This is a genomic window from Nocardia sp. TBRC8007 (assembly GCF_056629435.1).
In genome coordinates, this window is record NZ_JBWSOR010000174.1 from 1 (window position 1) to 401 (window position 401).

The window sequence follows — 401 nt, forward strand, 5'->3', positions numbered from 1 at the left end:
CGGCCGGATCGAAGGTCTGATCGCGTCCGTCGCGCAGCATGATTCCGCTGCTGCCCGGTTGCGGGCCGAGCTGGCCGATCTCGATGAGGGTGCGCGTAAGGACATGATCGCGGGCATGCTCGCTGAGCAGTTGGCGTCGGTGATGGGTATCTCGCCCGAGGCGATCGATGTGACCGTGCCTGTTCCCGAGCTGGGTCTGGATTCGTTGATGGCGGTCGAATTCAGTTCGCTGGTCAATCAGACCATAGATATCGATCTGATGTCCTTGCAGCTGGGGCGGTCGTTCACCTTGGAGCAGGCGGGTGCCTCGGCAGCCGAGGCGATCGTTCGGGGCACCGGTTCGCGCTCTTCGGCGGTCGCGCCCACCGCTACATCGACGCCAAAGGCGACACAGGCGTGAT

1 protein-coding gene is annotated in these 401 nt (G+C 63.8%); it reads left to right on the top strand.

Going from position 1 to position 401, the window contains the following annotated elements; translation table 11 throughout:
- Positions 1-400, top strand: a 400-nt coding sequence (locus ACX4ZE_RS23160; RefSeq protein ID WP_480275583.1) for an acyl carrier protein, incomplete at its 5' end; no start/stop codon positions are given.
- Position 401 lies beyond the last annotated feature (1 nt).